Annotated in this window: 22 protein-coding genes; 13 read left to right on the top strand and 9 right to left on the bottom strand. The window is 68.0% G+C overall.

Going from position 1 to position 23,453, the window contains the following annotated elements:
* Position 1: 1 nt before the first annotated feature.
* Genes rfbH through CRO12_RS05530 form a run of 4 tightly spaced genes read right to left on the bottom strand, consistent with a single transcriptional unit; the run spans position 2 to position 4,186 of the window.
* A complete protein-coding gene (rfbH, locus tag CRO12_RS05515; protein WP_097062942.1) occupies positions 2-1,315 on the bottom strand; it encodes a lipopolysaccharide biosynthesis protein RfbH in 1,314 nt (437 codons plus the stop codon).
* Positions 1,316-1,324: 9 nt separating this feature from the next.
* A complete protein-coding gene (gene rfbG, locus CRO12_RS05520; protein WP_097062943.1) occupies positions 1,325-2,422 on the bottom strand; it encodes a CDP-glucose 4,6-dehydratase in 1,098 nt (365 codons plus the stop codon).
* Positions 2,413-3,186: a glucose-1-phosphate cytidylyltransferase gene (gene rfbF, locus CRO12_RS05525; protein ID WP_097062944.1), complete on the bottom strand. Its 774-nt coding sequence runs from the start codon at positions 3,184-3,186 to the stop codon at positions 2,413-2,415. The genes rfbG and rfbF overlap by 10 nt, the downstream gene beginning before the upstream one ends.
* 10 nt (positions 3,187-3,196) lie before the next feature.
* Positions 3,197-4,186, bottom strand: coding sequence for an FAD-binding oxidoreductase (locus CRO12_RS05530; RefSeq protein ID WP_097062945.1), 990 nt, complete (start codon positions 4,184-4,186; stop codon positions 3,197-3,199).
* 91 nt (positions 4,187-4,277) lie between these two features.
* On the opposite strand from CRO12_RS05530, the gene CRO12_RS05535 reads away from it, so the two are divergent.
* Positions 4,278-5,492 (top strand): glycosyltransferase family 4 protein, encoded by a 1,215-nt coding sequence (locus CRO12_RS05535; protein ID WP_097062946.1) that lies wholly within the window; start codon positions 4,278-4,280, stop codon positions 5,490-5,492.
* Here CRO12_RS05535 and CRO12_RS05540 read toward each other — a convergent pair.
* Positions 5,472-7,142, bottom strand: a complete 1,671-nt coding sequence (locus CRO12_RS05540; protein ID WP_097062947.1) for a hypothetical protein — start codon at positions 7,140-7,142, stop codon at positions 5,472-5,474. The two genes, CRO12_RS05535 and CRO12_RS05540, sit on opposite strands and share 21 nt — an antisense overlap.
* A gap of 149 nt (positions 7,143-7,291) precedes the next feature.
* Between CRO12_RS05540 and CRO12_RS05545 the strand changes: the two genes are divergently transcribed.
* The gene (locus tag CRO12_RS05545; RefSeq protein ID WP_097062948.1) at positions 7,292-8,623 is read left to right on the top strand and encodes a hypothetical protein; all 1,332 of its coding nucleotides are present in this window, start codon (positions 7,292-7,294) and stop codon (positions 8,621-8,623) included.
* A gap of 24 nt (positions 8,624-8,647) precedes the next feature.
* Here the strand turns inward: CRO12_RS05545 and CRO12_RS05550 are convergent, their stop codons facing one another.
* Positions 8,648-9,394 (bottom strand): class I SAM-dependent methyltransferase, encoded by a 747-nt coding sequence (locus CRO12_RS05550; protein ID WP_097062949.1) that lies wholly within the window; start codon positions 9,392-9,394, stop codon positions 8,648-8,650.
* Between the two features lie 92 nt (positions 9,395-9,486).
* Positions 9,487-10,344 carry a GDP-mannose 4,6-dehydratase gene (locus tag CRO12_RS05555; protein WP_218838855.1) on the bottom strand — a complete coding sequence of 286 codons (858 nt, stop codon included), beginning with the start codon at positions 10,342-10,344 and terminating at the stop codon, positions 9,487-9,489.
* Between the two features lie 107 nt (positions 10,345-10,451).
* Here CRO12_RS05555 and CRO12_RS05560 point away from each other — a divergent pair, with 107 nt between their 5' ends.
* Positions 10,452-11,336 (top strand): glycosyltransferase family 9 protein, encoded by an 885-nt coding sequence (locus CRO12_RS05560; protein WP_097062950.1) that lies wholly within the window; start codon positions 10,452-10,454, stop codon positions 11,334-11,336.
* A 4-nt stretch (positions 11,337-11,340) separates the two neighbouring features.
* On the opposite strand, the gene CRO12_RS05565 is transcribed toward CRO12_RS05560, so the two are convergent.
* Positions 11,341-11,880 (bottom strand): HAD family hydrolase, encoded by a 540-nt coding sequence (locus CRO12_RS05565; RefSeq protein WP_097062951.1) that lies wholly within the window; start codon positions 11,878-11,880, stop codon positions 11,341-11,343.
* A gap of 243 nt (positions 11,881-12,123) precedes the next feature.
* On the opposite strand from CRO12_RS05565, the gene CRO12_RS05570 reads away from it, so the two are divergent.
* A complete protein-coding gene (locus tag CRO12_RS05570; protein ID WP_097062952.1) occupies positions 12,124-13,548 on the top strand; it encodes a sugar transferase in 1,425 nt (474 codons plus the stop codon).
* A 45-nt stretch (positions 13,549-13,593) separates the two neighbouring features.
* On the opposite strand, the gene CRO12_RS05575 is transcribed toward CRO12_RS05570, so the two are convergent.
* Positions 13,594-16,476, bottom strand: a complete 2,883-nt coding sequence (locus tag CRO12_RS05575; RefSeq protein ID WP_097062953.1) for a M16 family metallopeptidase — start codon at positions 16,474-16,476, stop codon at positions 13,594-13,596.
* A gap of 128 nt (positions 16,477-16,604) precedes the next feature.
* Here CRO12_RS05575 and CRO12_RS05580 point away from each other — a divergent pair, with 128 nt between their 5' ends.
* The 9 genes from CRO12_RS05580 to CRO12_RS05620 all read left to right on the top strand — a co-directional run bounded on the left by CRO12_RS05580 (position 16,605) and on the right by CRO12_RS05620 (position 23,448).
* On the top strand, positions 16,605-17,177 hold the full coding sequence (locus CRO12_RS05580; RefSeq protein ID WP_097063372.1) for a NifU family protein: 573 nt from the start codon (positions 16,605-16,607) through the stop codon (positions 17,175-17,177).
* 29 nt (positions 17,178-17,206) lie between these two features.
* Positions 17,207-17,800 carry a malonic semialdehyde reductase gene (locus CRO12_RS05585; RefSeq protein ID WP_097062954.1) on the top strand — a complete coding sequence of 198 codons (594 nt, stop codon included), beginning with the start codon at positions 17,207-17,209 and terminating at the stop codon, positions 17,798-17,800.
* A 12-nt stretch (positions 17,801-17,812) separates the two neighbouring features.
* Positions 17,813-18,436, top strand: coding sequence for a tRNA (adenosine(37)-N6)-threonylcarbamoyltransferase complex dimerization subunit type 1 TsaB (gene tsaB / locus CRO12_RS05590; protein WP_097062955.1), 624 nt, complete (start codon positions 17,813-17,815; stop codon positions 18,434-18,436).
* On the top strand, positions 18,433-18,906 hold the full coding sequence (gene rimI, locus CRO12_RS05595; RefSeq protein WP_097062956.1) for a ribosomal protein S18-alanine N-acetyltransferase: 474 nt from the start codon (positions 18,433-18,435) through the stop codon (positions 18,904-18,906). Before tsaB ends, rimI begins: the two co-directional genes overlap by 4 nt.
* A 57-nt stretch (positions 18,907-18,963) precedes the next feature.
* Positions 18,964-19,386, top strand: a complete 423-nt coding sequence (locus CRO12_RS05600; RefSeq protein WP_097062957.1) for a Fur family transcriptional regulator — start codon at positions 18,964-18,966, stop codon at positions 19,384-19,386.
* Positions 19,387-19,435: 49 nt separating this feature from the next.
* The gene (locus tag CRO12_RS05605) at positions 19,436-20,131 is read left to right on the top strand and encodes a lysophospholipid acyltransferase family protein (protein WP_097062958.1); all 696 of its coding nucleotides are present in this window, start codon (positions 19,436-19,438) and stop codon (positions 20,129-20,131) included.
* 18 nt (positions 20,132-20,149) lie between these two features.
* Positions 20,150-21,454: a tRNA (N6-isopentenyl adenosine(37)-C2)-methylthiotransferase MiaB gene (gene miaB / locus CRO12_RS05610; RefSeq protein WP_097062959.1), complete on the top strand. Its 1,305-nt coding sequence runs from the start codon at positions 20,150-20,152 to the stop codon at positions 21,452-21,454.
* A gap of 10 nt (positions 21,455-21,464) precedes the next feature.
* Positions 21,465-22,361, top strand: coding sequence for a DMT family transporter (locus CRO12_RS05615; RefSeq protein WP_245858219.1), 897 nt, complete (start codon positions 21,465-21,467; stop codon positions 22,359-22,361).
* 88 nt (positions 22,362-22,449) lie between these two features.
* Positions 22,450-23,448, top strand: a complete 999-nt coding sequence (locus CRO12_RS05620; RefSeq protein WP_097062960.1) for a PhoH family protein — start codon at positions 22,450-22,452, stop codon at positions 23,446-23,448.
* The last annotated feature ends 5 nt before the right edge of the window (positions 23,449-23,453 follow it).

Consider the following 23,453-nt stretch of genomic DNA (forward strand, 5'->3'; position numbering starts at 1 on the left):
CTCAGAAATTCAGCCCGAAGAACTCTTCGAGCTTGCTGCCGACATAGTCGAAGTGCTCCGCCCCGAGGGCGGGGTAGAGGCCGAGCCAGAAGGTGTTGTGCATGACCCGGTCGGTCTGGGTCAGCTCGCCGACGACGCGGTACTCGACGTGCTGGAAGTAGGGCTGGCGGGTAAGGTTGCCGGCGAACAGCAGGCGCGTGCCGATCTTGTTCTGATCGAGGTAGCGGGTCACGTCGACGCGCTTCGCATCCACCCCGTCGCGCAGCATGAGCGGGAAGCCGAACCATGACGGGTCGGAGTTGGGCGTCGCCTCCGGCAGAATGAAGATCTCCTCCAGCCCACGCAGCCGCTCGGTCAGCAGCGCGAAGTTGCGGCGGCGCGCGGCGACGAAGTCGTCGACGCGGTCGAGCTGCGCCAGCCCGCACGCCGCCTGCATGTCGGTGATCTTCAGGTTGTAGCCGAGATGGCTGTAGACGTACTTATGGTCGTACCCGAACGGCAGCGTCCCGTGCTGCTGGCCGAAGCGCGAGCCGCAGGTGTTGTCGCAGCCCGGCGCGCAGTAGCAGTCGCGGCCCCAGTCGCGGATGCTTTCGATGATCGGGCGCAGTTCCAGGTTCTGGGTGAAGACGGCGCCGCCCTCTCCCATGGTGATGTGATGCGCGGGGTAGAAGCTGACGGTCGCGACGTCGCCCCACAGGCCGACCTTCTTGCCCCCATAGGTGGCGCCGAGCGCGTCGCAGCAATCCTCAACCAGCCACAGGTCGTGCTCGTCGCAGATCCGCCGCACCTCGGCCAGGTTGAACGGATTGCCGAGCGTGTGGGCGATCATGATCGCGCCGGTCTTGTCGGTGATCGCCGCCTCGATCAGGCTGGCGTCGATGTTGTAGGTCGGCACGTCGACGTCGACGAACACCGGCACCAGATTGTGCTGGATCGAGGGATTGACGGTGGTCGGAAAGCCGGCGGCGACCGTGATCACCTCGTCGCCCGGCTTCAGCCGGCGGTCGCCGAGCTTGTGGCTGGTGAGGCAGGACAGCGCGAGCAGGTTCGCCGACGAGCCCGACGTGGTGGTGAGGACGAAAGGCGCGCCGAGCACTTCTGCCAGCCCCGCCTCGAACTGCGTGTTGAAACGCCCGGTGGTGAGCCAGCCGTCGAGCGACGCCTCTACCATCAGCTCGATCTCCGGCGCGCCGATTACCTTGCCCGCGGGCGGGATCACGCTCTCGCCGGGGACGAACGGCTTGGGCGCGAACTGGGCTTCGGCATATTGGCCGACCAGCTTGCGGATCTCGCGGCGAAGGTCGTCAGCAGTCATCAATCATCCTCAGGCGGCGTCGGCGAGGGAAGCGCCGGCGAAGCGCTCCAGTTCGCGGGTGCAATAGCGGCGCATGTCGTCGCCCGCCAGCCATGCACGGTGCCACGCGACGATACTCTCCAGCGCCGCCGAAAGCGTCCAGTGCGGCTGCCAGCCGAGCCCGGCACGCGCCTTGGAGATGTCGAGCTTCAGGTAGTTGGCCTCGTGCGGCTGGACGCTCGGATCGCGGGTCCAGTCGGCGCCGGCACCCCACAGCGCGCACATCCGCTCGACGATCCACTGGACGGGGCGGGCGTCCTCGTCGCGCGGACCGAAGTTCCACGCCTCCGCCGCGGCCGCCGGATCGTGCCACAGCTGCTGGCAGAGCACGAGATAGCCCGACAGTGGCTCCAGCACGTGCTGCCACGGCCGGGTCGCGAGCGGATTGCGGATCAGCACCGGCTCACCCGCCGCCACCGCGCGCAGGATGTCGGGGATCAGTCGGTCGGTTGCCCAGTCGCCGCCACCGATGACGTTGCCGGCCCGGCCGGAAGCGATCGCGGCACAACCATCGCCGGTGAAAAAGGAGCGGCGGTAGGCGGAGGTGACGAGCTCCGCGCACCCCTTCGAGTTTGAATAGGGATCGTGGCCGCCCATCGCCTCGTCCTCGCGGTAGCCCCAGGCCCACTCGCGATTCTCGTAGCATTTGTCGGTGGTGACGACGCACACTGCGCGGACGGCGGGCGCGCGCCGCACGGCGTCGAGCAGGTGCACCGTGCCCATGACGTTGGTGGCGTAGGTGCCGACCGGATCGTCGTAGGACGCGCGCACCAGCGGCTGCGCGGCCATGTGAATCACGATCTCCGGATCAGCCGCGCGGAGCGCCTCCTCCAGCGCGACGGCATCACGGATGTCGCCGATGTGGGACGTCATGCCGTCGGCCACCCGCGCGACCTCGAACAGCGCCGGGCTGGTGGGCGGCGCGAGCGCGAAGCCGGTGACTTGGGCGCCGAGCTGCTGGAGCCAGAGCGACAGCCAGCTGCCCTTGAATCCGGTATGCCCGGTCAGGAAGACCCGCTTGCCGGTCCAGAAGGCGGGATCGACGTCGCCGCGCGTGCTCACTGCCATACGCACCACGGCGCCTTGCCCCCGTCCCACAGCGCCTCCAGGTGCTGCTTGTCGCGCAGCGTGTCCATCGGCTGCCAGAAGCCGTGGTGCTCGTACGCCATCAGCTCGCCGTCGACCGCCAGCTGGCGGAGCGGCTCCTGCTCCCACACCGTCGCGTCGTCGACGAGATAGTCGAGCACCCGCGGCGACAGGACGAAGAAGCCGCCGTTGATCATGCCGCCGTCACCCTGCGGCTTCTCCGTGAACTCGAGCACGCGGCCGTCCGCCATGTTGAGCGCGCCGAAGCGGCCCGGCGGGTAGGTGGCGGTGAGCGTCGCGGCCCGGCCGTGGGCGCGGTGAAAGGCGAGGCTTGCCGTGATGTCGATGTCGCCGACCCCGTCGCCGTAGGTGAAGAAGAAGGCTTCCTCGTCCCGGACATGATCCGCCACGCGGCGCAGCCGGCCGCCGGTCATGCTGGTGTCGCCGGTGTCGACCAGCGTCACCCGCCACGGCTCCGCCCGCTTCTCGTGCACGATCATCTCGTTGTGCGCCATGTCGAACGTCACGTCCGACATGTGCAGGAAGTAGTTGGCGAAGTATTCCTTGATAACATAGCCCTTGTACCCGCAGCAGATCACGAAGTCGTTGACCCCGTGCGCGGCGTAGATCTTCAGGATGTGCCACAGGATCGGGCGGCCGCCGATCTCGATCATCGGCTTGGGGCGGAGGCTGGTTTCTTCGGCAAAGCGCGTGCCGAGTCCGCCGGCGAGGATCACTGCCTTCATCGTGTCCGTCCTAGTTCGAGCTGACGAATGCGTCAGAAAAGAAGCGTTTCGGCGGCAGGCCGCGCGCGGTGAGCAGGTTCCGCGCCGCCGTGATCATGGCGTTGGAGCCGCAGGCGTAGACCACCGTCTCCGACACGTCGACCCCGTCGGCCACCGCCGCGTCCTGGACGTAGCCGCGCCGTCGATCCCACAACGGATCGCCGCCGGAGAGCAGGTGGTGGAAGCCGATGTCGAGCCCTAGGTCGACCGGATCCCAGCAGAAGTTCTCCGCCTCGCGGTTCCCCCAGAACACGCGGATGCGGTGGCGGGCGGCGCGCGACGGGTCGGCCGCGATCTCCTCCAGCAGCGCCTTGACGGGGGCGATGCCGGTGCCGGTCGCCAGGAACAGGATTTCGACGGGCGCCTCGTCGCGCAGGAAGAAGGTGCCGAGCGGCCCCTCGATCCGGATGAGGTCGTTCGGCTTCGCCCGCTCGAACCAGAAGCCGCTGAGCTGCCCGCCGGGATAGCGCTTGATCAGCAGCTCGAGCTGGTTGTCGGCCCGCGGGGCGTTCGCCAGGCTGTAGCTGCGCCGCACGCCGTCGGCCAGCACATCGATGTACTGGCCGGGGAGGAAGCGCAGCGGCGAGGCCGGCGGCGTCTTTAGCACGACGCGGACGATGTCGGGGGCGAGCGTTTCGATCGACACGATGCGCGCCGGGATCGTCCTGATCTCCAGGCCGGCCAGACGGTCGAGCGGCTCGACGTCGAGCTCCACGTCGCTCACCGCCGCGCGGCAGCAGGTGAGGATCAGGCCGCGAGCTGCCTCCTCTGCGCTCAGGCTCTCGTCCTCGGGCCGCAGCAGCCGGGTCTCGCCCGCGACCACCGGTGCCTTGCAGATCCCGCAGCGCCCGGTGCGGCAGCTGTATTCCAGCACCAGCTGCTGCTGCAGCGCGGCGTCGAGGAGCGAGGTCGCAGGATCGGCGGTGAAGGTCCGGCCGGTGCTGAGCGTCACGGAAGGCATCGGCGGATGCCCATAGTGGATATAGTAAATCAGTCCAGCGCACTCTACGGACCAGCCGGGCCGGGCCGGACGGCACGTACAAGGGACTGACATGAAGGTTGCCATCGTCCACGATTGGTTCGCGTCCAAGACGGGGGGCGAGAACTGCGTGGAGCAGTTGCTGCTGCTCTACCCGCAGGCGGATGTCTTCACGACCGTCGAGTTCCTGACGGAGGAGGAGCGCCGCTTCCTCGACGGCCACAAGGTGACGACCAGCTTCATCCAGCGCCTGCCGGGCGCGCGCAAGCGCTACCGCTCCTACCTGCCGCTGATGCCGATCGCGGTCGAGCAGTTCGACATGACCGGCTATGACCTGGTGATCTCGACCAGCTCCGCCGTCGCCAAGGGGGTGATCACCGGCCCTGACCAGGTCCATGTGTCCTACACGCTGAGCCCGATCCGCTACGCGTGGGACCTGCAGGAAACCTACCTCCGCGAGGCGAACAGCGACCGCGGGCTGAAGGGGGCGGTGGCGCGCACGATCCTGCACTACATGCGGCTGTGGGATACCCGGACCGCGAACGGGGTCGACCACTTCGTCGCGATCTCGCACTTCATCGCGCGCCGGATCCGCAAGGTGTACGGGCGGGCGTCGACCGTGATCTACCCGCCGGTGAACCTCGACCGCTTTCAGCTGAGCAGCCACCGCGACGACTTCTACGTCACCATGTCGCGGCTCGTCCCGTACAAGCGCATTCCGCTGATCGTCGAGGCATTCGCGGCGATGCCCGACCGCCGCCTGGTGGTGATCGGCGACGGCCCCGACATGGCGGAGGTGCGGCGCCTGGCGGGCCCGAACGTCACCGTGATGGGCAAGCAGCCCGACGCCGTCGTCGTCGACCACCTCCAGCGCGCCAAAGCCTTCATCTTCGCCGCCGAGGAGGACTTCGGAATCGCACCGCTGGAGGCGCAGGCCTGCGGCACGCCGGTGGTCGCCTATGGCAAGGGCGGCGCGCTGGAGACGATCCGCGGCCACGACAGCGACCAGGGCCAGACCGGCGTGTTCTTTCCCGAACAGACGACCGCCGCCATCCGTGCCGCCATCGAGCGACTGGAGACGCGTGCTCCTCATATCACCCCGGACGCATGCCGGGCCAATGCGCAGCGCTTCAGCACCACCCGGTTCCGCGCGGAGATCGAGCGGTTCGTCAACGACGCGATGGCGCGCGCAGCAGACGAGTTCGCGCTGGCCAGCGGAGTGAGTGCAGCAACGCTGATCGACGCGGACACTCGGGCGATCGCATCGTCAGATCGTGTCGGCCCATAAGCCGTTGAACAGGAAGCTCGCCTGATCGGCCTTGGACAGGTCGACCACCATGCAGAAATGGGTGGCCCATGCCGGTGCCCGACGCTGGGAGCGGGCATGCAGCGGCCATACGGGCAGCATCCGGTCCGTCGGCGGTTCCAGCGCCTGGGTGCCGATGACGTCCTGCCGAACGACGATCGGCACGTGCTGGTCGTCCTGCCCGTCGATCCGAATCCAGCTAGGCGAGACGAAGACGGTGCCGTCCCGGCCAGCCCGTCCAGGGTCGCGGCGCACACGGAAGCCGGACAGCACGATGTCACCCGGGCGGACAGGCAAAGTGATCAGCGCCAGCGCCGCAAGTGTGCCCGACGCCCCCGCCTTGGTGGCGATCAGGCCCCGCACACCCGCGACGGCACCTTTGGCGAGCCGCAGGTTGCTGTCCGGTCGACCGAGCCGCCCCCCGGCCGGCCCGGCGGTGTCGGCGATGCGCCAAATGACGTCTTCCCACCGCTCGCTGGCGAAGTCCGGATCGGACAGGCAGGTCCGGCCGGCGTGAAGGCGGGGTGGGAGCAGGCTCAATTCAAAACATTGGGTACGCTCGACGTCGAACTCGCCGGCTCCGATCGCCCAGGTCGGTGGCAGCGACGGATCCTGCGCGCGGAGCGGCAGGCTGGACGCGAAGACGGCGCCGAACTCGACGCGCGCGCCCTTTCCGACATCGACGAAGTGGGTGATGGTGGGCTTGGTCAGCTCGACCTGGTTGACCATGACTCCGCCATCCAGCCGGATCACACCGCCGTCGCCTGAACAGCGGATCGGGCGATCCTTCCACCTGTTGCTCTCGATGTTGCATCCGGTCGCCAGCACGTGGCCGCTGCGTACGTCAAAGAGCTGCTCCGTATAGTCGAGCGAACAGCTGAGGAGGTGGAGCCAGGCGTTGGAGGCCGTGACTCGCGCCGCAAGCACCGAGTTGAACAGCGTGCATCCGATCAGCGTGTTGCGCTCGCCATTGTCGTCGGCCTCCGGCCAGTCGACGCACACACCACACTGAAACACGTCGCAGCGAACGAGCACGTTGTTGTACCCTCGACTGCCGAAGCGAAGACCGATCCCGCAGTGCGCGACCGAGAGGTTCTCGATCAGGAGCTGCGCCGACGTCGCGATCGCTCCGCTCGAGAACTCGACGCCGGTGCTCGCGGTGTCCCAGCCTGCACCGACGATCCGGATCATGCCGGAGATCATTCCCCTGTGACCATAGTTGTTGGCGGCGTCGCGTCCGGGCACGCCCACGGAACTGGCATCCACGCGCAGGTAGCGGCCCGACCAGCCGGAGAAATCGAGCAGCGCGTTGCCCCATAGCGACACCCGGGTCGCATCAAGGGTTAGCCCGCTGCCGCACCGGTAGGCGACCCGCGGCTGAAGAATGACGGTTGCTGCCCGGGGGCGGGCGGCCGCAGCAGCCAAGGCGCGCTGGATCGCCGGAGCGTCGTCCGCGACGCCGTCGCCCACGGCGCCGAACTGTTCGGGCGTAAGATGGTCGATTGCCACTGTCGCTGCGACCTCCCGGTCGTTTGCTGAACGCGCATCGCCGGGCAGGGCCGCGAGCGGGGCCGCGGTAATCGCCCCAAGGAGGTCGCGGCGCGAACCGAGGATCGAAGGCAGGGTCATCATCTGGGCACAACGTCGCTAAATTGACTGGAGGAGACGCGCTGGAGCTGACCTATGTTCCCGTGTGCGCCGGCGCACAGGCCAACCAGCTTGGCGTGAAGTGACTGGCTCGGATCACTTGCCATGCCCGACGACCGACGCGATGATGGTGCATGACCGATTTCGCGCGACAGGGTTGGACCGCCGAACAGGGCAGAACGCTGTCGCGTCCTGCCGGCCGCTCGCTCTACGACTTCCGCAGCGACGGTCTGGTAGCCGGCATCTTCTTCCGGGTCCTGCTCCTGGTTGCGCCAATCCAGAGCATCCTGCTGACCCCCGTTCAGGGCAGCACGCCAGCCTATCTGCTCGTGCTGCTATGTCCGCTCCTCCTCATCGCCAATGATCAACGGTATTTCCAAGTCCTGTCATTCTTTGCGATCTTTACAACTTGTTATATTGCATATCTCGTTTTGAGCCTCTCCAGCTTCGCTATCGATCAGCCAGATATGAGTAGGCTAACCGTCATCAGAGATGTGCGCATCTTCGGATACCTGAGACAGACGCATGTTACGCAAGGAGTTTACCTACTTGCAGCATTAGGATTTTACTTTCTAGTATATAAGTATTGGCAGGAATCGTTCCTCAAGTACGCTTACTACGGTATAATGCTACTTAGCGTATATGGTTTCTACGAGTTTGTATTCTATGCGATGTTTCACATCAATGGGGACTTTCTCTCCAATCGAAACTTTGGTGATCTAGAAACAGCCGCGGCAGGAGCAGGCGAGAACCTGTCGGTCACCGGCAGTCGGCTGCAGACTTCGAACCTGTTTGGCGCCGGTTACATGCGGCTGAAAAGCCTTACGGCCGAGCCGTCCATGTACGCGCTAAGCGTGACCCCATTCGCCGTGTACGCCTATGGGCGTCGCTGGTGGCTGATCTTCATGCTTCTGGCGATGTCGCTGGCGCTGTCGACGTCAACTACGGCCGTTATCGGCCTTGGCGTCGGCATGGCCTGGATCGAGGCGAGGCGACGGCCGGAGACGGTACTTTACCTGGGGGCAGCAATCTTCACCCTGGCGCTGCTCTACGCCACCGCGGATCCCGTGCGAACCGTCCTCGACACACTGGCATTTGGAAAGCTCGATACGATTTCAGGCAACGAGCGTCTGGCATACTTCTGGACGCATTCGGCCGTGCCGTTCGACGGAAATCCTGTTCGGGCGCTCTTCGGACTCGGATTTGGTACCGTGCGATCGGGCGATATGCTGTCGAACCTTCTCGCCAATGTCGGGCTTGTCGGCGTCATCCTCTATTCGGCGCTTATGCTCGCACCGTGCTTTCTTCTGAAGGATGGTGACGACAGCCTCGCCGTAGTGGCTACTCTTCTCGCCACATTCTCGATGGTGATGCTCACGGTGCCCGAATATGGTTATCTGCCGCCGTGGTTCATGCTCGCTTTGGCATATGTCCGAGTGCAGCAGCAGCGTGCACGATCCGGCTAATTGCAAATGCAGCGTTTGATCCGCTCAGCGCTTGCGAAATCGCAGGCTCATCGCGCTTGGCAGTACACGTCGTAGTATCGGTGCCGCATCAAGCGCGGCATAATAGAAAGCTTTCTTGGGGGTCGGATGAATGATGTCCGCTCTCGCAAATCGATCAAGCTGCATGTCGTTTGCTGAGGCAAGCTTTTCCATGTCGTCAAGGATCAGCAAGTCTTCGTGAACTTCCGGCCGGATACGATTGACCCGCTTCAGAGCCACCGGATACGTCAGTCGCGAACAGACGGGCTCACCGAGATACAGAAGGACGCCGCCCGGCCGCAGGATTCGGGAAACTTCGGTTAGCGTTCGAGCGTGGTCACCAAAGTGATGCGCGGCTTGGAAAGCATACACCACGTCACAGGATTGGTCATCCATCGGGATAGCGTAGCTCGTGCACGCGAAGCTGCCGTCTAGCTTAACCCGGAAGATATTCTCCCACATCGGCGCAGAAGCGATACCGGAGGCGCTGATGTCTGAACCGATCACCTCTGCGTCAGGATAGCGGGCCTTCACCAGACACGAAGACCATAGCTGTCCGCCGCCGAGTTCGAGTACCGTTTTCGCGCGGCTGAATTCACCAGCAAACCGCTCTAACTCGGAGGCGAACACCGGCGCTTCGGACATCTTATTAAGAAGATTGTCGATCGAAAAGGTGCCCGCTCCCTCGGTGGAAGATTGTTCCCAGAAGTGGAGTTCGAGTCGCTCGCGTTCAGCCTGTGTGATTACTGACATGTCGATCCTCGGTGTCGTGCGGCGATCCTCGGCAAGGCCGCAGGTGCGTTCCGGATCAGCTAACAGTATGCCTAACGCTGCGCAATCCGACGTTACTCAGACGTGCGCTCATTGTTATACATCCACGCCAGCGTGTCCTCCAGCGTGCGCGCTTCCCAATGCGGCAACGTCGCACGGAGCCGCGCGATGTCGCCGCCGAGCACGGGCACGTCATTCGCGCGCACAAAGGCGGGGTTGACCGCCACGTCCATGCGATGCCCGCTCAAGCCTTCAAGTATCTGCACGATGTCACCGATCGACGACACACGGCCCGTCGCCAGGTTGATGACGTCGGGTATCTCATCGGCAAGGACCAGTCCGGCATAGGCGCTCGCCACCGATCGCACGTCGCCGAAGTCGCGCTGCACCCAGGTGTTGCCGAGCTCGATGCGCTCGGTCCTGCGGCGGAAGTGAGCAACGATCTTGGGGATGAGGTATTCATCACCCTGGCCGACGCCGGTGTAGTTGAAGGGCCGTGTCACCGCCAGCTGCAGCCGATCGTTCCAGCGGGCGGCGCCCCACTCCGCCGCGAGTTTGCTGAGCGCGTAATGGTTCGCCGGGCGGGTCGGCGCACCTTCCGCGATCAGCCCGGTCGCGCCGGGGCCGTACACCTGGGCGCTGCTGGCGATGATCACCCGAGCGCCCGGCCGATGCCGGGCGATCGCGTCCAGCAGGCGGTAGGTGCCGAGCTGGTTGACCTGGTAGAAGGAAACCCAGTCGGCATCCCCGACGAAGGCCTTGGCCGCGAGGTGGATCACGCGATCGAGATCCGTTTCGGCGACAGCCCGATCAATCGCTGCGCCGTCGAGCAGGTCGGCCGATAGGGCGACGCAGGTTGCCCCGGCCGCGGTCAGCGCCTCTGCCACGTATCGGCCGGTGAAGCCGTCAGCACCGGTAAGCGCAACCCGCATGCTGCGTGGGTAGCGGCAGCGCCGCATCATGGCCATAGCCCCGCACCGGCATTTACCTCGCCTCTATCGCGCGCTAGCGACCGGACCCGCGCGGACGAGAGGAGCTCATGACGCAACCCCGGCCCTCGTCCGACCCGATCTTTGACGTGGTAAGCGTCAAGGGGTTCGGCGACCTCGTGATTGCGTTGACGTGCCTGGCACGCGTCCGCCCGGAGTGCCGTCACCGGATCCACCTGCTTGTCGGGCGGCACCTGCAACCGCTGCTCGCCGTCTTGGATGTGCCGTTCGGCTCGACGGTCCTGGACCATCCGGATGCGGGGCCCGCCGCGCTGTTCCAGGTGCGCAGCCGCTCGCCGCTGGCCGTGCTGCGCAGTGCAGTGGGTGTCAGGCGCGGATTGCGGCGCGCTTCGACCGCGAACGGCCGCGTGCTCGTGTTCGACGAGATGGATGCCCGCCATCGCTTCCTCGCGGGAGGTAGGACCGCTCGTCCGCTTCCGCCGAGCGACAATCTTTACCGTTCCTGGGCGCTGTTCCTCGATGGCGAGAAGCTGACGTTGCCCGCACACGCGCCCGTCCCTATGCCGCACGGGCGACGGCTGCACATCTTTCCCGGCGCACGGGAGGCGGAACGGCGCTTCTCGCTGGACCTGCTACGCGCGTTGGTGAGTGAAGCACGGCAGGAGGGCCTCGAGCCGGTCGTGTACACGGTGGATGGCGAATTGCCTGAGTTGAACGACGGATCCCTGCCGCTCGAGGTGATGCCGCGCGACTTCGGACGGACTCTCGCGGCGGTCAAAGCCGCCGACCGGGTCATCAGCGCCGACAGCATGACGGCGCACCTTGCCGAGCACCTGAACAAGCCGGTCTACGTCCTTGCGCCACGCGAGAAGTTCTTCTGGCTACCGCTGAGCGCGGCAACGGCCGGCCGGCACGCGTTGTTCAGCCAGCCATCGGCAGAGACGACCCTGCCGGAGTTCCTGCGCGACGCTTGATCGGTCAAACCTCGCGGCGCCTTGCGCCCTGCAGTCCTCGTGATTCGAGCACGTCAGTGAGGAACGCCAACAGGTCACCTCCCTCGAACAGGTATCCGGCCACGCCTGCCGCGCGGGCAGCATCCATGTCGGATTGCTTGTCACCGATCATGATCGATCGCGTCAGATCGATGTTCCACGCTTCCGCAAGATGGAGGATCATGCCGGGTGCGGGCTTGCGACAGTCGCAGGATCGCCGATAGCGCGCCACCACGGCATCCGGATGATGGGGGCAGAAGCGAACGTCGTCGATCAGGCCGCCGTCCACCGCCAGGCGCCGACGCAGTTCCGTGTTGAAGGTCGCTAGGGCCGACTCGTCATAGAGGCCGCGCGCGATCCCGGACTGGTTCGTGACGACGAACACCAGCAGCCCTGCCGCTCGACAAGCCGCCAGTGCCGCGCCGGCACCCTTGATCAGCTCCAGCCGATCAATCTCGAAGGTATAGCCATGGTCGACGTTCAGGACCCCGTCGCGGTCGAAGAAGGCTGCCGGCGTTCCGCTCATCTACCGCCCTATGTCACGAGTCGCGATGCTCGTCATGCGGGACCTAGCCGCTGCCGCCCACGCCATAACGGCCGCATGATAATCATGCTGACAGCGAAACGATTTAGCTAAGTGGTGGTTTTCGCGGGATCATCGCCCGCCGTCCATATTGTCTACGGGGCACCGCTCGGCTATTCGCAAGCGCAGCAATGCCGCGATTTATCGAGTAGTTGAGACCCGCGCGGCTGAGTAGAAGGGGCGCTGGTGACCGAGTACCAGAAGATTTCGCCTGGCGCCGGAAAGCCTGTTCTGACCGACGAGGTCGGCTCGGCACTGCCCGAGGTGGTGCACGCGCTCGCCCGGCGCGTCAAGCATCGCCGCGCGCTTCGTATCCTCGCGCTCATCGGCGACGTCGTCGCCATCTTCCTCTCCTTCGCCGCGGCGGCGACCGTCTGGTACGGCAATCCGCTCGACAATCAGGCGCGCGACACGGTGGCGGCGATCGTTCCGATCTACGTCCTGATCGGGCTCACTCAGCACATCTTCACCATGGCGCTGATCGCGCGGGCAAAGGTGAGCGCGTTTCGCGCCTGCGGGTCGCTCATCATCGCGATCGGCCTGGTCGGCCTAGTCGCCTTCTTCCTGCAGGCGGTCGGCGGCGTGTCGCGCGCGGTGGTCGGCCTCGGCACGGTCGCCGCGATCGTCTCGGTCGCGACCTTCCGGTCGTGGCTCGCGCTCCATGCGCACAAGCTGCTGGGCGAGGTCACGATCAACGAGGTCGTGATCCGCGACGGCGTCGCCGGCGATGTTCATCACGGCAGCATCGTGCTCGACGCGACCCGCGACAACATCGGCCTGCGCCTCGACAGTCCGGCGATGCTCGACCGGCTCGGCCGCTGCCTCCAGCGCGCGGACCGCGTCATCGTGATGTGCCCGCCCGAACGCCGGGTCGACTGGGTGAGTGCGCTGAAGAGCGCCAACGTCAACGGCGAGATCCGCGCCGGCGAGCTCGACGCGATCGGGGCGATCGGACTGCGCAGCTACAATGGCGGCACCACGCTGGCCGTCGCCAGCGCACCGCTCGCCCTCTCCGATCAGGTGCTGAAACGCGCGCTCGACCTCTCGCTGGTGATCGCCGCCATGCCCGTCGTCCTGCCGATCATGGCGGCGACGGCACTCGCGGTGAAGCTCGACAGCAGGGGACCGGTGTTCTTCCGCCAGCCGCGCGTCGGGCTCGGTAACCGCGTATTCCGCATGTACAAGTTCCGCAGCATGCGGGTGGCGCAGGGCGACCTGGCCGGCAGCACGTCTACCCGGCGCAACGACAGTCGGATCACGCGCGTCGGCGCCTTCATCCGCAAGACCAGCCTGGACGAGCTGCCGCAGGTGCTGAACGTGCTGACCGGCGACATGAGCATCGTCGGCCCGCGCCCGCATCCACTCGAGTGCAAGGCGGAGGACCAGCTGTTCTGGGACATCGACGGCCGCTACTGGCACCGCCACGCGGTCAAGCCGGGGATGACCGGCCTTGCGCAGATCCGCGGCTTCCGCGGCGCGACGGAGACCACGTCGGACCTCACCAACCGGCTTCAGGCCGACCTGGAATATGTGTCCGGCTGGTCGCTGTGGCGTGACCTGGCGATCATCGTCGCGACGTTCCGGGTGCTCTCGCACAAGAACGCCTTCTGATCGCGTCGGCGGCGTCGGGGCATGGTCCCCGCGCCGCCGCCGTGATCAGCGCGCCTGCTTCTCCGGCACCACGGCCAGCGACCACTCGCGGCTGGGCTGGAGGTACTTGCCCGCGAGCTGCTGCACCTCCTGCGGCGTGATGCTGGTCAGGTCGGTGGCGATGGTCTGGATCGCCGCCAGGCGCTTCGGATCCTGCGTGCCGCCCTCTGTCTGCGCCAGCCAGAACTGGTTGCCGGTCGACAGGCGCGCGACCAGCTGCACCACCGGCACCAGCGCGCGGCGGAGCTCATCCGGCTCGACCGGTCGCGCGACCAGGTCGGCGGCAATGCCGCGCGCGAGCTCGTAGAAGAACGCCGTCTTGTCGGGCGGCACCATGCCGATCGCCATGATCCGCCCGCCGGCGGGCATGCCGGTCGGCCAGCTCGCCGCGACGTTGGGCGTGTAGCTGACCCCGGCCTCCGAGCGCAGCTTGTCGAGCAGGCGATCGCGGAAGATGGCGGCGAGCACCTCCATCTTGCGGCCCTCGCCGATCGTGTCCGAACCGCCGCCGGTCGGCCACGCGATCACGGCGGCGGCCTGGGTATCGGCGCCGGTGTGGGTGCGGGTGACCGCTTGCGCGACATGCGCGGGGAAGCGAGCGGTCGGCGACAGCGGTGCTGCGTCCTTGCGCGGCTTCAGCGCGCCAAAGGTCGCCGCCACGGCGTCGATCGCGGCCTGGCTCTTCACGTCGCCGAACACCTGCACCTCGATCGGCCCGCTGGCGAGCAGCGGCGACCAGAATGCCTTGAACGCGGCCGCGTCGAGCTGCTCGATCTCCGCCCGCGTCGGCGTGCCCCAGCGCGGGTCGCCGTCGTGGATCAGCCGGTCGAGGTCACGGGTCAGGACGCCGTCGGGGGAGGAGCCGAGCGCGGCATAGCTGGTCAGCAGCACCGCGCGGGCGCGCGCCACCGGCTTCGGGTCCCAGCCCGGCGACTGAAGCTTGGCGGCGAGCAGGCGCAACTGGTCGGTCAGGTCCTCGGCCGATGTCGTGCCGCCCATCACGAAGGCATCGTCGTCGATCTTGAAATCGAACCCGATCCGGCGTCCGCCGGTCAGCCGGTCGAGTTCCTCCTGCCCGAGCTTGCCGACGCCGCTCGCCATCAGCGCGAGGTTGCCGGCGAACGCCGGTGTGGCGCGGTCGGATGGCAGTGCCTGCAAGCCCCGGCCGAAGCGGACGCGCACGTAGACGCGGCTCGCCTCAGACGGGTTCTCGAACAGAAGCAGGCGCACGCCGTTTGCGAAGTCGATCTGCTCCATCTTGGGGTCGGGGACAGCAACCGTGCGGGCGACGATCTTGCCCGGCTGGCCGAGCCGCGGCAGCTGGTCAAAGCTGACCTTCGACAGGCGGGCGTTGGCGGCGGTGCCGCCCTTCACCTCGGCATCGAGCGCAGCCTGGAGCTGGGCGGGCACGTTCTCGCCCGGCGTGCGGGTGTTCACGACCGCGCGCACCGCGACGCCAGAGAACACCGCCTTCGCCGACGACTGCACCGCCGCGGGGGTGAACATCCGCTTGTCGACCGCGCCCTGAAAGATCGCGAGGCTGGTCGCGGCGGTGGTGGTCGTCTCCTTGATGTCGACCGCCTCGACCAGGTCGTCGGCCTTCTTGGCGCCCGCCTCGACTCTGGCGCTGGCGACGCTCGCCTGCATGTTGGCGCGGATCTCGGTCAGCTCGCGGTCGATCTCCGCCTGGCTCGGCGGGGTCGCGACCGCATCGGCGATGGCGGCGCGGACGTCCTTCAGCGCCGCCTGCCAGTCGTCGGCGAGCGGCAGGATCGAGACAAAGGTGCCATTGGCGGAGCGGGACACGTCCTCCAGGTCGGCCGACGCGGTGATGAAGCTGCCCCCGGCGCGCGCGCGCGATTCGAGGCGGCGGTTGACGATGCGGATCGCGACCATGTCGATCATCCGCTTCTGGTTGAAGATCACCGTGTCGTCGCCGACCGTCCAGGGACGGAGGTAGGCGAGGCTGACGACCGGGGGCAGCGACGATTCGACCAGCGCCGCGGTGTTGGTCTTCTGCGGCGTCGGCGTGCCGAAGTCGGGCGCCTTCTCCGCCGGGCCGACGCCCTTCCAGTCGCCGAACGCGCGGACGATCTCGCGCTCGAACACCGCCGGGTCCATGTCGCCCGACACGACCACGACCGCGCGCTCGGGCCGGTACCAGCGGTTGTGGAAGGCGGTGACCGACGCCGAGGTTGCGGCGGCCAGCGCCTCCGTGGTCCCGATCGGCGAGCGTTCGGCGAGCGGCTGTCCGGCGAAGAAGGTCGCGCGGGTAAGGTCGCCCAGCCGCACCTGCGGCCTGGGCTGCTCGCGCCCTTCGGCGATCACCACCGGCCGTTCGGCATCGAGCGCGGCCTGGGTGAGGCCCGGGCCCGTCATCATGCCGGACAGAATCTTCATGCTTTCCGCGAGACTCGTCTCGTTCGCCATCGGCAGATCGAGCTTGTAGACGGTCTGGGTGAAGCTGGTGGAGGCGTTGCTGTCCGCGCCGAAGGTGACGCCCATGCGCTGCCACACCCGCTTCGCCTCGCCGTCGGGCACGTGCTCGGACCCGCGGAAGCTCAGATGCTCGATGAGGTGGGCGAAGCCGCGCTCCGAATCGCGCTCCATCAGCGATCCCGCGTCGATGCGGACCCGGATCGCGACCTGCCCGGGCGGCACGCCGTTCTTGCGGACGGCATAGCGCAGCCCGTTCGGCAGCGTCCCGAATCGCCAGTCCGGATCGGGCGTGATATCGCTGCCCTTGTACAGCCACGCACTGCGATCGATCGCGAGCGACGGTGCGGGAGCAGCCGGAGCAGGGGCGGCGACCTGCTGCGCGGGCAGCGCTGTGGCGAGCAGGAGCGGAAGGGCGAACGCGGAACGCAACGCGCGGGGAAGAAAGGCCATTGCTTCCCTATCTAGGCTAAGCCCCGTCCGCCCGCCAGCGCCATGCTGCCAAGCGGCGCTTCTGCCCAACGAAGCGTTTCCTCGTGGCCCCGCTTGATCGGTCCGCCCGCACGCGCCACATGCCGCCCATGCTGATCGAAACCGAGACCACGCCCAACCCGGCGACGCTGAAGTTCCTGCCCGGCCGCACGGTGATGGACGGCGGCACCCGCGACTTCGCGACGCCGGAGGAGGCCGCGGCGTCGCCGCTGGCGGAGGCGATCTTCGATCTCGGCGACGTGACCGGCGTGTTCTTCGGGCGCGACTTCGTGTCGGTCACCGCCGCGCCGGGTACCGACTGGTCGCTGCTGAAGGGTGACGTGCTCGCCATCCTGCTCGACCATTTCTCGGCCAATATGCCGCTGTTCCACGATCGGCCATCCGCCGGCTTCGCGGTGCCGGCAGCCGAGAGCTTCGCCGACGATCCGGCCGACGCCGACATCGTTGCCCAAATCCGCGAGCTGATCGACACGCGCGTGCGCCCCGCCGTCGCGAACGACGGCGGCGACATCGTCTATCGCGGGTTCGAGCGCGGCAAGGTCTATCTGCAGATGCAGGGCGCCTGCTCGGGCTGCCCATCCTCGACCGCGACGCTCAAGAACGGGATCGAGCAGCTGCTGCGCCATTACGTCCCCGAGGTGACGGAAGTCCGCGCCGTCTGATCGTTCGCCGACACCATCAGGAGCCATTCATGGGTCAGCCGCTCGACGACGCCGCGCTCGACACGATCTTCCGCACCGCGCGTACCGCCAACCACTATCTCGACAAGCCGGTCGGCGAGGACCTCCTCCACGCGGTCTGGGACCTGATGAAGTGGGGACCGACCTCCGCCAATCAGCTGCCGGCGCGGATCGTCTGGTGCGTGAGCGACGCGGCCAAGGCGCGGCTTGCCGAGTGCGCGAGCGGCACCAACGGCCCGAAGATCATGGCGGCGCCGGTGACGGCGATCATCGGCATGGACGAGAACTTCCACGAGCACCTGCCCGAGCTGTTCCCCCACGTCGATGCGAAGAGCTGGTTCGACGGCAATCGTGAGCTTCGCGCCGCCTCCGCCTTTCGCAACTCGTCGTTGCAAGGCGCCTATTTCATCATCGCGGCGCGCGCGCTCGGCCTTGATGTGGGGCCCATGTCGGGGTTCGACGGCGGCGCGGTCGACAAGGCGTTCTTCGCCGACCAGCCCGGCGTGTCGACCAACTTCATCGCCACGCTCGGCTTTGGCGACCCTGCGAGCGTCCACGATCGCCTGCCGCGGCCCCCGTTCGAGCGGTTCAACCGGATCGCCTGACCGATCACGCAGGTGCGCACGCTCGTCATCGATACCGCGACCGCGGCCTGCTCGGGTGCGCTGATCGAGGATGGGCGGGTGGTTGCCGGCTTCCACGAAGTGGTGGGGCGCGGCCATGCCGAGCGGCTGCTGCCGCTCATTGCCGCGATGCCGGACGGGGGCCGGGCGGAGGCGGTACTGGTCGATTGCGGACCGGGCAGCTTCACCGGCGTCCGGGTCGGGCTGGCCGCCGCCATCGGCCTCGGCATCGGATGGTCCGTGCCGGTCCGCGGCTACACCTCCACCGCGCTCGTCGCCGCCGCAGCCTTTGCCGACGATCCGGCGCTCGCCGAGATTGCAGTCGTGCTCGAAGGCGGGCACGGTGAGGTGTTCATGCACGCGTTCGACCGCACGCTGGCCGACCTGATGCCGCTCGCCTCCCTGAGGCCGGAGGCGGCGCTCGCGGTGCTCGATGGGCGCCCTGCGGTGGGGAGCGGAGCCCGCTATCTGCAGGCGCTCGATCCGGCGCTGAACGCGCGTGACGCGCTGCCGGACGCGGCGCGCGCGGCGCTGCTGCCCGCGGCCCGGGCCGCGCTGCCGGTCCGGCCGATCTACGGCCGCGCGCCCGATGCCAAGCCCGCGGCACCGCGCGCGTGAGCACCCAGCTCCGCCTAACCGACCTGCGCCCGGGCGGAACCCACGACCTGCCCGCGGTCGCCGCGCTGATGGCCGACGCCTTCGATCCCCGCTTCGGGGAGGCCTGGACGAGTGCGCAGTGCATGGGAATGCTCGCGCTGCCCGGCGTCGCGCTGATGCTGGCCGACCAGGACGGGTTGCTCGCCGGTTTCGCGCTGTCGCGGGTGGTGGTGGATGACGGCGAACTGCTGCTGCTGGCGGTTCGGCCGCAGGTGCGCGGGCGGGGGATTGGCACCGCGCTGCTCCGCGCCGTGATCGCCGACGCGCGTGAGCGCGGCGCTGGCCGGGTCCACCTGGAAATGCGCAGCGGCAACAGCGCCGCCGCGCTGTACCGCGCGCACGGCTTCACCCAGGTCGGGGCGCGCCGCGACTATTACCGCGGCGGGCAGGGCGAGCGCTTCGACGCGCTGACGCTCTCGCTCACGCTGTAGCTTGTTGCGAGTCGGTCGCCCTTTTCTCTTGCGCGGCGCCGGACTACATCGCTCCCCATGGCGCGCACCATCGACCTCGAAGCCCTGTGTCAGGAGAAGGGCCTGCGGATCACCGAGCAGCGTCGCGTGATCGCGCGGGTGCTGTCGGAGGCGGAGGACCATCCGGACGTCGAGAAGGTGTACGAGCGCGCCTCGGCAATCGACGCCGGCATCTCGATCGCGACCGTGTACCGCACGGTGCGGCTGTTCGAGGAAGCGGGCATCCTGGATCGCCACGACTTCGGCGACGGGCGGGCCCGCTACGAACCCGCCCCCGAGGCGCACCACGATCACCTGATCGACGTGGAGAGCGGCCGGGTGATCGAGTTCGTCGATCCCGAGCTCGAGCAGCTTCAGAAGCAGATCGCCGAGCGGCTGGGCTTCCGCCTGGTCGATCACCGCATGGAGCTCTACGGCGTCAGCCTCGATCGCAAGAACTGAGCGGCGCTCCGCCGCCGCCACGCTGCGCATCGCAGCGCGGCTGGCGGCGATGGTCGCGGCGCTGCTGGCTGCGCTGCTGCTCCACGGCACCTGGCGGCTGCTCCGACGCCGCTCGCCCTGGCCGCGGCGGCTGCTCGGGCTGATTGGCCGGATCGCGGGCGCGCGGGCGGAGCCGATTGGCTTGCCCGAGCGCCGCGCGGTCCTCTACCTCGCCAATCACCAGAGCTGGCTCGACATCCTCGTGATCGCGGGCGCGAGCGGCAGCGCCTTCGTCGCCAAGGGCGAGCTCCAGGACGTGCCCCTGATCGGCTGGCTGTGCGGCATGAACCACACGCTGTTCGTCGATCGCGGTGACCGGCTGGGGGTGGCTCGGCAGGTCGACCGGCTCCGCACGGCGCTCGCCGCCGATCACCCGGTGACGATCTTTCCGGAAGGGACCACCGACGGCGGCGGCACCCACCTGCTGCCGTTCAAGGCTGCGCTGCTCGGGGCCATCGACCCGCCCGCACCGGGCCTGTGCGTCCAGCCGGTCTATGTCGACTACGGCGCGGCGGCGCGCGACCTCGCCTGGGTCGGCGACGAGCCTGGGCAGGACAACGCGCTGCGCGTGTTGGCGCGCCCTGGCAGTTTCACGGTCCGGCTGCACTTCCTCGCGCCCTTCGATCCCGCCCCGCTCGGTCGAAAGGGCGTTGCCGCACGGGCGCGGGCCGCGATCGAAGCGGAGATGACGCGCGCGGCCGCTTGAGCTAAGCGCGCGCAGATCATGGCAACTCCCAAGACCTTTCACGTCAAGTCGTTTGGCTGTCAGATGAACGTCTACGACGGCGAGCGCATGGCCGAGGCGATGGCGGCGAGCGGCTACGCGAGCGTCGCCTCGGAGCGTGACGCCGACGTCGTCGTGCTGAACACCTGCCACATCCGCGAGAAGGCGACGGAGAAGGTTTATTCGGACATCGGCCGCCTGCGAAAGGGCAAGCCGAACCAGATGATCGCGGTTGCCGGCTGCGTCGCGCAAGCGGAGGGCGCGGAGATCGTCCGCCGTGCCAAGGTCGACGTGGTGGTCGGCCCGCAGGCGTACCACAACCTGCCGCGGCTGGTGGCGGACGCGGCGAGGGGCGCGCCGGCGCTCGACACCAACATGCCGCTGCTCTCAAAATTCGGGGCGCTGCCGGCGCGGCGGCGGGTCGGGCCATCGGCGTTCCTGACCGTGCAGGAGGGCTGTGACAAGTTCTGCACCTACTGCGTCGTCCCCTACACGCGCGGCGCGGAGGTGAGCCGGCCGTTCGACGCGATCGTCGAGGAGGCACGCGCGCTGGTGGGTGCCGGCGCGCAGGAGATCACGCTGCTCGGGCAGAACGTGAATGCCTGGAGCGACGGCGACCGCGACCTCGGCGCGCTGATCCGGGTGCTCGATCGCGTGCCCGGGCTCTCCCGCATCCGCTACACGACCAGCCACCCGAATGACATGACCGAGGGGCTGATCGACGCGCACCGCGATGTCGAGTCGCTGATGCCGTTCCTCCACCTGCCGGTGCAGTCGGGCAACGACCGCATCCTGCGCGCGATGAACCGCAGCCACACCCGCGACAGCTATCTGCGGATCATCGACCGGGTCCGCGCCGCGCGGCCCGACATCGCGCTGTCGGGCGACTTCATCGTCGGCTTCCCCGGCGAGACCGAGGCCGAGTTCGCCGACACGCTCTCCCTGGTGGACGAGGTCGCGCACGCCAGCGCCTTTTCCTTCAAGTATAGCCCGCGCGCCGGCACGCCGGCCGCGACCATGCCCGACCAGATCGCGCCGGAGGTGATGACCGAGCGGCTCGCGCGGCTGCAGGAGCGGCTCGCGCGCGACCAGGCGGCGTTCAATCGCGCGACGGTGGGCAAGCGCTGCGAGGTGCTGGTCGAGCGCACCGGCAAGCTGCCGGGCCAGATGCTCGGCAAGTCGCCGTGGCTCCAGTCGGTGCTGCTGGAGAACGGTCCACCGGTCGGCACGCTGGTGGAGGTGGAGATCACCGCCGCGGGCCCGAACTCGCTGACCGGCGTGCCCGCCTTGAGCGCCGCCGCCTGAGCACGGTCGCGTGAACCGTGACGTGCGCGCGTACGCGATGCTCGCGTGCGTCATGCTGTTCTGGGCCGGGAACGCCGTGGCTGGCCGCGCGCTGCGCGATGCGGTGCCGCCGTTCACGCTCAGCCTGCTGCGCTGGGCAGGGGCGCTTGCACTGCTGCTGCCGTTCGCCTGGGCCCACCTGCGCGCGGACCGCGCGGGATTGCGCGCCCACTGGCGTCGGCTGCTGCTGCTGGGACTCGTCGGCGTTGCCTCGTTCAACGCCTTCAACTACCTCGGCCTCCACTACACCACCGCCAGCAATGCGCTGCTGCTCGGCGCGCTTAGCCCGGCCTGCGTGCTAGCCGCCGACCGCGTGCTGTTCGGCGTTCGGCCCGCTCCGGTGGCGCTGATCGGCGTGGCGATCGCGGTGGCGGGCGTCGTGGTGATCGTCTTCCGCGGCGACCCGGCGGCGGTCGCCGGCCTGCGGCTGGGGCGGGGCGACCTGCTGATCCTGATCGGCATCCTGCTCTGGGCGGTCTACACCAGCCTGCTCCGCACCAAGCCCGCGATCCACCCATTCAGCTTCCTGGCCGCGACCTTTGCGGTCGCGGTCGCCGCGATGCTTCCGCTGGCCGCGTGGGAGTGGGCGGCGGGCGAGCGCGTCCACCTGACCGCCGGGGCGCTTGCCGGGATCGCCTATGTCGCGGTGCTGCCCTCGCTCGTCGCCTACCACCTCTTCAACCAGGCGGTGGCGACCGTCGGTCCGGGGCGCGCGGGGCAGGCGATCAATCTCCTGCCGCTGTTCGGCGCGCTGCTCGCCGCCGCGCTCCTTGGCGAACAACTCCATGGCTACCATATCGCGGGCATGCTGCTGATCCTCGCCGGCCTGGCGATCGGCCTCGCCGCCCGTCCGGCGGCGCGCGCCTGATCCGCTCCGTCGCTTTTAGCGCTGTCACCCGCCCGCGCGCTCTGCCACACTCGCGCGCGGTGATCCTTCCTCCCTGCCCTGGAGCCGCATGAGCCGAAAGCCCGTTCCCGCCCAATCGGGCGAGCGCAGTCGCGCCGAAGTGACCTTTGACCGCCCGGAGCTGCTGCCGCAGCTGTTCGGCGAGTACGACACCAATCTGGTCGCGCTGGAGAACCGGCTCGGCGTCTACATTACGGCGCGCGGCAACCGCGTGCAGGTGGAGGGGACGGCCGAGCAGGTGGCACTCGCCCGCGACGTCTTGAACGGGCTGCACACCCGGCTGCTGCAGGGGCAGGACGTCGATCCCGGCATGGTCGACGCGGTGATCGCACTTGCCGCGCAGCCGACGCTCGACGGCATCATCTCCGCCGAACGGTCGGGCATTCCGCCGATCATGATTCGGACGCGCAAGAAGACGATCGTGCCGCGCACCATCGCGCAGACCCATTACATGCGCGACCTGCTGGCCAACGACGTCATCTTCGCGCTGGGGCCGGCGGGCACCGGCAAGACCTATCTGGCGGTCGCGCAGGCGGTCGCACAGCTGATCACCGGCAGCGTGCAGCGGCTGATCCTGTCGCGCCCGGCGGTGGAGGCGGGGGAGAAGCTCGGCTTCCTGCCCGGCGACATGAAGGAGAAGGTCGATCCCTATCTCCGTCCGCTGTACGACGCGCTCCACGACTGCCTGCCCGCCGAGCAGGTCGAGCGCCGGATCGCGAGCGGCGAGATCGAGATCGCGCCAATCGCCTTCATGCGCGGCCGCACGCTCGCCGACGCCTTCATCATCCTGGACGAGGCGCAGAACACCACGCCCGCGCAGATGAAGATGTTCCTGACCCGCTTCGGCGAGGGCAGCCGGATGGTAGTATGCGGCGATCCCAAGCAGGTCGACCTGCCCGGCGGCGTCGCGGGGTCGGGCCTGGCCGACGCGGTCGCGCGGCTCGAGGGGATCGAGCGGATCGGCGTCAGCCGCTTCTCCACCGCCGATGTCGTCCGTCACCCGATCGTCGGCCGGATCGTCGAGGCGTACGAGGGCAGCGACGCTTGAAGGCC

Source organism: Sphingomonas guangdongensis, assembly GCF_900199185.1.
Lineage (GTDB): Bacteria > Pseudomonadota > Alphaproteobacteria > Sphingomonadales > Sphingomonadaceae > Sphingomonas > Sphingomonas guangdongensis.

What these genes read in the sequence shown, in the direction of transcription:
- CRO12_RS05560 (WP_097062950.1), top strand. Translation starts at nt 10,452, where the DNA reads ATGACGCAACCCCGGCCCTCGTCCGACCCGATCTTTGACGTGGTAAGC.
- CRO12_RS05575 (WP_097062953.1), bottom strand. Translation starts at nt 16,476, where the DNA reads ATGGCCTTTCTTCCCCGCGCGTTGCGTTCCGCGTTCGCCCTTCCGCTC.
- CRO12_RS05540 (WP_097062947.1), bottom strand. Translation starts at nt 7,142, where the DNA reads ATGATGACCCTGCCTTCGATCCTCGGTTCGCGCCGCGACCTCCTTGGG.
- CRO12_RS05620 (WP_097062960.1), top strand. Translation starts at nt 22,450, where the DNA reads ATGAGCCGAAAGCCCGTTCCCGCCCAATCGGGCGAGCGCAGTCGCGCC.
- rfbG (WP_097062943.1), bottom strand. Translation starts at nt 2,422, where the DNA reads ATGGCAGTGAGCACGCGCGGCGACGTCGATCCCGCCTTCTGGACCGGC.
- miaB (WP_097062959.1), top strand. Translation starts at nt 20,150, where the DNA reads ATGGCAACTCCCAAGACCTTTCACGTCAAGTCGTTTGGCTGTCAGATG.
- CRO12_RS05580 (WP_097063372.1), top strand. Translation starts at nt 16,605, where the DNA reads ATGCTGATCGAAACCGAGACCACGCCCAACCCGGCGACGCTGAAGTTC.
- CRO12_RS05605 (WP_097062958.1), top strand. Translation starts at nt 19,436, where the DNA reads ATGGTCGCGGCGCTGCTGGCTGCGCTGCTGCTCCACGGCACCTGGCGG.
- CRO12_RS05550 (WP_097062949.1), bottom strand. Translation starts at nt 9,394, where the DNA reads ATGTCAGTAATCACACAGGCTGAACGCGAGCGACTCGAACTCCACTTC.
- CRO12_RS05530 (WP_097062945.1), bottom strand. Translation starts at nt 4,186, where the DNA reads ATGCCTTCCGTGACGCTCAGCACCGGCCGGACCTTCACCGCCGATCCT.
- CRO12_RS05535 (WP_097062946.1), top strand. Translation starts at nt 4,278, where the DNA reads ATGAAGGTTGCCATCGTCCACGATTGGTTCGCGTCCAAGACGGGGGGC.
- CRO12_RS05600 (WP_097062957.1), top strand. Translation starts at nt 18,964, where the DNA reads ATGGCGCGCACCATCGACCTCGAAGCCCTGTGTCAGGAGAAGGGCCTG.
- rfbH (WP_097062942.1), bottom strand. Translation starts at nt 1,315, where the DNA reads ATGACTGCTGACGACCTTCGCCGCGAGATCCGCAAGCTGGTCGGCCAA.
- CRO12_RS05555 (WP_218838855.1), bottom strand. Translation starts at nt 10,344, where the DNA reads ATGCGGGTTGCGCTTACCGGTGCTGACGGCTTCACCGGCCGATACGTG.
- rfbF (WP_097062944.1), bottom strand. Translation starts at nt 3,186, where the DNA reads ATGAAGGCAGTGATCCTCGCCGGCGGACTCGGCACGCGCTTTGCCGAA.
- CRO12_RS05545 (WP_097062948.1), top strand. Translation starts at nt 7,292, where the DNA reads ATGACCGATTTCGCGCGACAGGGTTGGACCGCCGAACAGGGCAGAACG.
- CRO12_RS05585 (WP_097062954.1), top strand. Translation starts at nt 17,207, where the DNA reads ATGGGTCAGCCGCTCGACGACGCCGCGCTCGACACGATCTTCCGCACC.
- CRO12_RS05565 (WP_097062951.1), bottom strand. Translation starts at nt 11,880, where the DNA reads ATGAGCGGAACGCCGGCAGCCTTCTTCGACCGCGACGGGGTCCTGAAC.